Source organism: Pelatocladus sp., from assembly GCF_059505505.1.
In genome coordinates this window covers 1-9,118 of record NZ_JCACKS010000092.1, presented here as the reverse complement: position 1 = coordinate 9,118, position 9,118 = coordinate 1, and the positions used below count along the sequence as shown (strand labels likewise).

Below are 9,118 nucleotides of genomic sequence, written 5' to 3'. Positions count from 1 at the left end.
CATTAATAATGTAGGGTGATACATTCACAATGTAAGGCGATGCATTAATAATGTAATGCGGATTGATCGCACAACTTCCATATAGTCCTCAATACGGTTGGTGTTAAGGATTTTTCGTACAGAAAATTGGTGTTAGAGACGCGAAATTCCCCTGGGGGATCTTGCTACGCGTCTGGTACAAAGAATTGTCGGCTTAAGAGGTTGTTTGAAAAGTGATTGGCTGTAATTTTAATTACATTATTACCCCCTTATAAAGCTACGGTGTACACAGAAGTCTTATAAAGTTGCCTAGTAGCGTTTTGATCCCCCCTAACCCCCCTTAAAAAAGGGGGAACTAGAATCAAAGTCCCCCTTAAAAAGGGGGATTTAGGGGGATCAGAGGATTTATGTGTAAACCGCAGCCCCGTAAACGGGGAGGGAACTAAATCTTCCCCCCGTTCACGGGGGGATTGAGGGGGGTTCATTCGACTTTTGCAAGAGGTCTATCCTCTAACACCAAGCGTATTGATATAGTCCTTAACGACGACTTTTAGTGGTTTATCGCATTAATTTTGAAGGAATCTGAACACCCACAACTCATCAAAATTAATAGGACAGAATACTCCAATCGCCAAAGTCAATTCATCGTTGTACATAAAAAACGATAACCCAAATCAATTTCTGTTAAATTGCGAATATTGCCATACTTTGCATCCCATTTACCACTACTTAAATCAGTTGCTAGTAACTTGACTCCTTGTTCGACTAAATGTGCATCAGCTAAAGGAAAAGACGATATCCCAGCACGTACTTCAGGCTGTAAATATAATTCTGGACGCCTCCAAGCTGCTGCTGCAAATAAATCAGACAAATCATGAGGTAATAAAAAAGGTATGGCTTCAACACGTCTTTTGGTATTAACTTGCACCAAATTAATTAACTCACTAAGTGGAAAAAATCGTAGAGCATCTTCCCACAAAAAGGGAAAATAATCATAAAGCCATATCTTCTGAGCAAATCTAATATCAAAAGTTAGCAAAATAATTGCACCGTTTCTGACTACTCTATGCATTTCTTGAAAAGCTGTTGTGAGATCACAAAAGTGATGAATTGTCAGTATACTTATGACAGCATCAACAGAGTTGTTTGGCAAAGGCAAATCTTCTGCATAGCCAGTAAACCATTTAACTTTTGGGTGTTTTACGGCTTGTTTCTGCATAACTAAAGATGGTTCAATAGCATTAACAAAAAATCCTTGGTTAGCTAATGCTAAACTATAACCACCACTACCAGCCCCAATATCAGCGATGATGCTATCCTTGGGTAAATTGAGTAATTCTATTAACTTATGAATAATGCGAGCATCAGGAACGCGAGTTTTGGAGTATTGTTGACCAATCGAATTATAAATAGGCATTGGATAATATCAATCAAGTTTTAAATGAATTTAATTTTGTTCAACTACTTGTATTATATTTTTTTCCTACAACCAATTACCTAGAAGAATGAAAGGCGCCCAATAATAAGGATGAGCATATTTTTTCCCTAAAGCAATCAGGTCTTGCTGGGCTTTTTGCAAAGCTTCTGCTTTAGTGAAACCGTAATTGTGCCAGTATTGATAAAATTTTGTGACTAAAATCTCTGTAGCTGCATCATCGATTGACCATAAAGAAGCAAAAGTACTTCTGACACCTGCACAGACTGCTACACTAGCTAAACCTAAGTTAGTATCATCATTTCCACGGGCAGTTTCACAAGCAGTTAATAACAATAAATCAACTGAATTTATACCATGAGATACATTTTGAATCATACTATATAAGTCTGTAATGGTAAGCTTTTCGTTGTTACCAATGATCAAAAATGTATCTTCAGGAGCAATACCAAATTCAGCATGAGTAGCAATATGAACTATCGGATAAATACTGCGGTGGAGTTCTGCTTGCAGGCGATCGCGTGTAAAATTCTGATCTAATAACTGCTTGCTACCCGGTATCAGCATTAAAACCTGTTTGATTTCTTGTTTGATGTTACTCAAAGCTTTATATGTACGCCCATCAACCTTTGCATCTTGAGTCAACCCCACAGCTAATGCTTTGATTTTTTCAGATTTGAGTTTGAATGGATCTGTCAAACTCAAACTAGGGGTAGATGCGATCGCATATTTTTGAATTAAAAATTTATTACCGTTATGTAGTGCAGCCATTGGTACACTACGCAGAAAATCATCTGGAATAAAAACTAGTGTTTTAACTTGTAGTGATTCTAAATCAGCAGCAAAAGGACGAATTATCAAATCATATAGCTTTTGTGCCTGGCTGCGATGGTAAATGATATCACTACGTCTCTCTAGTCCAAGGCGAAATTTCTTAATTTCATCTTTGAAGCTTTGGCGATCAAGTTTAATCCATTCTAATTTGGTTTCACCATTAGGAAGATAAACTACAATTGCGGTACGATCTTCTAAAACTATCGACCAAAATACAGCAGTAGTTGTGTTAGCACTTAATAAATCGGCTTTGGCTTGATGAAGTGCGATCGCGATATCATCTTTGCGAAAATAATTTCGGATTTCTGCTAGTTTAAGAGCATCAAGGCTGGTGATTGTAGAATAAAGATGACTTGATTCACCCTGATCATCTTCTAGAGTTAACTTCAGTGTGATCAACTCGTGATAAATCCATTCCAAGGTATCATAAGGATCTAGCTGTAAGTCTGGATTAATAACAACTATCTGAGTGTAGATATTTTCTAGAGTAGACACAGCTTGTTCATAAGCTGCGATCGCTCCAATTGGTCGATTTTGTGATTTTAAAATTCTTGCTGCTTGCCAATACCATAAATACAAACTATCTTGAGCATTCGGCTTTATTTGGGCAGCTTGTTGTGCTTTTTGTGTTAGCTTTAGTGCTTGATCATAGTTGTGGTTACACTCATAAATATGACCAAGATGACCAAAAGCAAAAGATAAAGCCCGATAGTTTGGCAAATCTTGAGCAATTGATACAGCTTGATTGAGTAAATTAATTGCTTGTGATTCTTGGTAATTAGCTGGACATTTGGCAAAAGATAAATCTTGCTCAAATGGTAAATATTGCAATACTTCAGATAATTCAATAGCTGCATAAGCTTTAGCATCGGAACTTGGTAAGCGTTCTAACAGCCATAAAACTAGTTGTATTTTTGCTGTTACTAATTGTGATTTACCAAGCCGATTGGCAGGTGGAATAGAATAAATTAATAAGTTAATTTCATTTATTTTATCTTTGTATTTTTGAGAAACATTTGAACTATTTTGAAAAGCTTCTAAGGCTTTTAAATCAAATTGCCATGCTTGCTTTTGAAAATCTTGAGCTTCATGATTATCATCTGTCTTCAAAGCTGTTTTGGCATATTTATAATTTTTCTTCGCCAAATTTATATAAGTAATTCCTAGTTGATTGAAAGCAGCCGATTGATATGCTAAATTATGAGTATCTTGAGCAAGTTTAATGCTAAAACTTAAATCACTAATCGCTTTGTGATAATTACCTGCGATTCGATAAGCTTCACCTCTAACGCGTAAAGCAGTAGACTCTAAACCGTCATCATTGTAAGTATGAGCTATTTGTAACGCAATGTCAGAAAGCATCCTCGCATAATTTGGTTTACCCAGGTTATTATATGCTTGCGCTTGCTCGATAATAATTTGTCCTACATTTGACCAATCGTTAATTTGACGATAATAGGCGATCGCTTCTTTCGACTCACCTATTTCGTGATATACCCTGACCAAATTCTCGACAATTGTTATATTTGAAGCTGTTTTTTGATGTGCGATCGCACCTGGGAGATTTCTGGTTTCATAGCTTTTCCAAGCTTGCTCTAGTCGCTGACTAAAATCACTAGATGTAGCAAGAAAGTCCTGATCGTATTCATTTTTAACTATTGTCTGTACTGGGATTGCTTCGCGAGATATTCTTACCCATGATGGAAAATATTTTATGCATAAGCCACAGGCAAAAATGCATATCAATAAAAACTGCAATAAGCGTCGGATATTCGATATCCGATATCTGCTTAACATAAGGCAATTTTAGTCGTAAATCTTAATAAATTACTTGAGCTAATATGCTAATAATCTGCTTTTTGATATATAAATAATATTTTTAATTTAGCGTTTTGATGACATAAAAAACTGATTTATTATAAAAATAATGTAAATAAATTGCTATCAAATGTAAATTATCTGTATTTATTTAACAGGATGTTTGAAAAGACGCGATATATCGCGTCTGGTACATACCCAAAATTATGACGAAAAATTCTTAACCGAACCGTATTGACAGTGGAGTACCTCGAAATCCTGTAATGCTAAGGGTACAGATTTAAATTCTCGAATTGTAGCACCAGGGACAGTTTTAGCTTTATCTGCACGTGTAGTCCCAATCTCCACAGCAATTTTCTTGTTACCAAGAGTATTAAAAGAAGTAATATCTTTGTTTTCTGTGCGTACTGCGATCGCCAAACCAGACAGCAAACTATCAAATTTCCATGCCACTATATAAAATGAAGCACCAAATTTCAGTGAGTAGTTAAAGGAGAGTGGGTATAACGCTGTGCAAATTACATTTTTAGGGACGAGTTCCGGTGTACCAACGCGATCGCGTAATGTTTCCAGTGTCGCTGTGAGATTACCTCAAAGAGCAGAGTTGTGGCTATTTGATTGTGGCGAAGGTACTCAGCACCAACTTTTACGCAGTGAACTCAAAAGTAGCCAACTCTCCCGAATTTTTATTACTCACATGCACGGCGATCACATCTTTGGTTTAATGGGTCTGCTAGCTAGTTGTGGTTTAGCAGGTAATGTCGAACGCATTGATATATATGGTCCACCCGGATTGAATGAATATTTGCAATCAGCCTTGCGCTACTCTCACACACATTTTTCTTACCCTGTCAAAGTTCATGCTGTCCGTCCAGGACTAATTTACGAAGATGACGAGTTTACTGTCACCTGTAATTCTTTACATCATCGTATTACTACCTTCGGCTACCGTGTCGCAGAAAAAGACCGAACGGGACGCTTTGATATTGAAAAAGCCAAAGCTATGGGAATTCCCCCTGGCCGAGTTTATGGTCAACTCAAACGTGGTGAAACCGTTAGTCTACCCGATGGAAGGATATTTAATGGCGCAGATTTTAGCGGTCCAACAGAAATTGGACGCAAAGTAGCCTACTGCACAGACACAATATATTCTGAAAATGCAGTGGAATTAGCACAGGATGCAGATGTATTAATCCACGAAGCAACCTTTTCTCACCAAGATGCTGATATGGCTTTTCAGCGTCTGCATTCTACATCTACTATGGCAGCGCAAACAGCCCTAGCAGCTGGGGTGCATCGCTTGATCATGACTCATTTTAGCCCTCGTTATGCTCCTGGAAACGGTATAGAGTTAAAAGATTTACTTGAAGAAGCCCGTGCTATTTTTCCTAAAACAAGTATGGCTTATGATTTTATGACTTATGAAGTACCTAGACGGCGAGAAGCAGAATTAACCTCAACAAGTACATCTAAATCAAGCTAGTTTGGTAGGATGTCAAAGTGTAACCTTCAAAGCATCGTTTTCTTTGTGTCTTAGTGTCTCTGTGGTGAAAAAATAAACCTTAATTTAAACGTGCAATCGGCTACTTGCACCAAATCGCTACGCACCTACCGTAAGGTAGACACCAAGTCGAATGACAAACATTAAACATCAAGTATAAATGACTTTACATAATCTTTAATTTTATTTGAGCAAAAAATAAAATTATTTAAGTAATTTAATTGTTGTGTTTGAGACTAAAAATACAAAGTATAGGGATAAACTATATTTTTTGAATTAGTTACAAATTTTTATTTAATGGTCTTATTATACAAAGTCACTCTATTTTCAATTGTTGAGCAAGAAATATTCAAATTTATATATGTTGTCATTTATTCACTGATCAGGCTTGACAAGAATCGGTGGTGATTGAAAGCCTAAGCTAAAAAAGTTTAAAATAGTAAGCCTTTCATCTTCATGACCTCATTTAGATTCAAAGCTAAGATTAGATAATATTAAGTTTGTTAATATACCAAATTTAACGTACGAATCGTAAGTTTAAAAGTATTTAGCTTACAGTAGAGACAAAATATCAGCAAAAAATTTTACCAGAAGTAAAATAATAAAAAGCATTGTATAAAATACAAAAAATAATTCATTGTTTATTCTAAGATAGCCTAATTAGGAAATGGTAAAGATTGCCCAATAGGGTTGACTGTTTCGGGATGATTACTTTAGGTTGATATGAACTCAAAATAGCGAAAATTATCAACTAACAATCGAGTCTCTTCTCTTTGCTTATTTATGCCTATTTACATAATTCAGCGTGAATATATATAACTATGTTACGAAAACGAAACGTGCCTGAAACCCTTATTTGTGACAAATGACAAATGACGACCCTAACAAATTAGCTTTATTTCTGCCGACTTACTTACATGATTCTGAAGTCAAAATTAAATTCAATTGTTCTTCAACCGATAACTTTATAATATCTGAAATGCAAATTTGACGGTTATTGTCATTAAAGTTTTACACCTAAAAATCAAATTATAAGTTATTGAGTAGGTGGTAATTACAAACAATCTACATTCAACCTTGTTAAATCAAGAATACATGACTCTTGATTTGAAAAACAGTGTTTAAAAATAGAGGATTCTGAGCATGAATGATACTAGTTTGGATAGAGGTAAACTGGTTTTACTTTCCCAAAAAGACACGGCTGACATCAAACAAATATCTACATTTTTGTTTCGTAGACGCGTTTTAATTTTGGGTATTTCCTGTGTGGTGATATCAGTTGCAGGTCTATTGGCTTTGAAAGCAAAACCTACATACCAAAGCTCTATGCAGTTACTGGTTGAGTCTGATATAACTGAAGATAAAACAGCAACTGATATATCAATAAATACAAACAAAAATACAATTTTATCTACATTGAAAGGTGTAGAATACAATCCTCAATTGGGTTTGATCCTTAGTTCAAAACTAATTAAAAAAGCTGTAGATTCATTGCGTTCTGAGTATCCTGATCTGACAGTTGAAGATATCAAAGGTAAGCATAAAAATCCTCAAAAAAGACCTTTAGCAATTACTGTCATTGATGCTGGAGGAGGATCTAATCAAGTTTTTGGACAAGTTTTTGAACTTTCCTTTGAGAGCAACGATCCGGTAAAAGCGCAGAAAGTTCTACAAGCTCTGCAAAAGGTATACAAAGATTACGATCTTAAACAACGAAAACAGCGCCTTGATCAAGCACTAAATTTTGTTAATGATCGCCTCACTAAAATCAAGCAGGAAGTCAAGCAAGCAGAAGGAAATCTTGAAAAGTTTCGCAAAAAGTACAATTTAATTGACCCAGAAGTACAAGGTAAAATTCTGCTAGAAAACCTTTCAGAAATTAAAAAACAATTACAAACCACTCGCGCTCAATTGCAAGATGTCCAAGCACGACACAAAAACCTGCAAAAGGAAATAGCTTATTCTCCCCAAAATATACCTCTTCCGTCACCCTCGCCTGTAAGTCAGTCGAACCACTATCAAACTTTACTGGATGAAATTCAAAAAACAGAACTGTCTTTGAGTCAGGAACGCCAACGCTTTACAGATGACTCTCCGGTAGTCCAAAATTTGATTCAACAGCACCAAAGTCAACTAGAGTTATTGCAAACAGAAATTGAGCGATCGCACTCCACCAAAGACTTAGCCAAACAAGTAACTGACACTAAATCGGAAGACTCAAGCAAGTGGGAAGCACTCAAGCAAGCGTTGGGAGAAAAACCATCTCCGCAAGCAAACCCAGAACAACCTCAATTAATCCAAGGATTGCTGGGAGAAATCGACCAAAAGCTCATGCAACAATTAATCGACGTGCAAACAACTGCTGAGGGACTAAGCGCCAATGAACAGAGTTTGGCGCAATCAGAAAAGCAAATTCGCTCAGAACTCAACAAGTATCCTACCCTCATCTCCGAATACAATCGTTTGTTACCGCAAGTGCAAGCAACTCGCAAAAAGCTTGAGCAAATGACCGCAGCGCAACAGGCTTTAGGATTAAGAATTGCTCAAACAGGCTCTGATTTGCAAGTATTGGAAGAACCCCTGCGCGGAACTGATTTAGGTAGCAACAGCTTATTATTTATTTTGGGAGGAATAATTCTCGCACCTTTGTTGGGTGTAGGAACAGCGATCATTCGAGAATTATCTGACAATGTTGTCTATTCTCCCCAAGAATTACAAAAGCTGACGCATCTGCGGTTACTAGCAACAGTTCCAAAACTCAGCAAACCTCGTCGTTACAAACAGCTTTTAAACTTACCAAAAATATGGCATTCTCACAAAGATCAAGACAAAGACACATCTAAGACCAAAACTCTACCTGTATATGCTACTTGGCCATCCCACGAAAGCTTAGATATCGCTTATCAAAACCTGCAAATCGTCACATCTTCTGTGTCTTCTAAATCTGTGATGTTGACATCCGCACAACCAAAAGAAGGTAAGACAAGCATTGCTTTGGGACTAGCGGTGAGTGCTGCTCGTATGCATAAACGGGTACTATTGATTGATGCCAATCTGCGAGAACCGAGTCTGCATAAAACCTTGGAACTCTCCAACGACTGGGGATTATCTCTGCTGTTGCTTGATGAAACCGATACATCTGATCAACGTTACATTCAACCAGTTCACCCCTCAATTGATGTTTTAACAGCTGGTTCCCCCGCCGAAGATCCAATCAAATTGCTCAGTTCGGAACGAATGAAACAACTGCTGGAGTCGTTTGAGCAAACTTACGACTTAGTATTCATCGATGCTCCTGCGATTGTCAAGACAGTTGATGCCAGAATTTTAGCAACCTTGTGCGATCGCATCATCATGGTGTCACGCGTTGGTAAAGTTTCCCAAGCTGATTTAATTCAAGCGACAGACATTTTGAAAAACTTGAATTTAGTTGGTGTCATCGCTAACACTGCTCAGTAATTAGGGCTTGCTGAAAAAGTAAGAAAAAGCCTTTGAAGGATTAGACATCTCCGACAACTATCAAAGCCTTTATGTGACTAGCTCTTAGGGTG

At 37.0% G+C, this 9,118-nt stretch carries 4 protein-coding genes and 1 pseudogene; 2 read left to right on the top strand and 3 right to left on the bottom strand.

Annotated elements, in window-relative coordinates; translation table 11 throughout:
• Positions 1–616: 616 nt before the first annotated feature.
• From AC5JMK_RS08375 to AC5JMK_RS08365, 3 genes and pseudogenes are all read right to left on the bottom strand, one after another.
• The gene (locus AC5JMK_RS08375; protein ID WP_495909853.1) at positions 617–1,396 is read right to left on the bottom strand and encodes a class I SAM-dependent methyltransferase; all 780 of its coding nucleotides are present in this window, start codon (positions 1,394–1,396) and stop codon (positions 617–619) included.
• A 66-nt stretch (positions 1,397–1,462) separates the two neighbouring features.
• Positions 1,463–4,045 carry a CHAT domain-containing protein gene (locus AC5JMK_RS08370; protein ID WP_096677962.1) on the bottom strand — a complete coding sequence of 861 codons (2,583 nt, stop codon included), beginning with the start codon at positions 4,043–4,045 and terminating at the stop codon, positions 1,463–1,465.
• Positions 4,046–4,321: 276 nt separating this feature from the next.
• Positions 4,322–4,492: pseudogene (locus tag AC5JMK_RS08365) on the bottom strand (ABC transporter permease subunit); the annotation flags it as partial.
• Positions 4,493–4,577: 85 nt separating this feature from the next.
• On the opposite strand from AC5JMK_RS08365, the gene AC5JMK_RS08360 reads away from it, so the two are divergent.
• Both AC5JMK_RS08360 and AC5JMK_RS08355 read left to right on the top strand, forming a co-directional pair.
• Positions 4,578–5,549: a ribonuclease Z gene (locus tag AC5JMK_RS08360; RefSeq protein ID WP_495909852.1), complete on the top strand. Its 972-nt coding sequence runs from the start codon at positions 4,578–4,580 to the stop codon at positions 5,547–5,549.
• Positions 5,550–6,710: 1,161 nt separating this feature from the next.
• Positions 6,711–9,026: a GumC family protein gene (locus AC5JMK_RS08355; RefSeq protein ID WP_096677960.1), complete on the top strand. Its 2,316-nt coding sequence runs from the start codon at positions 6,711–6,713 to the stop codon at positions 9,024–9,026.
• The last annotated feature ends 92 nt before the right edge of the window (positions 9,027–9,118 follow it).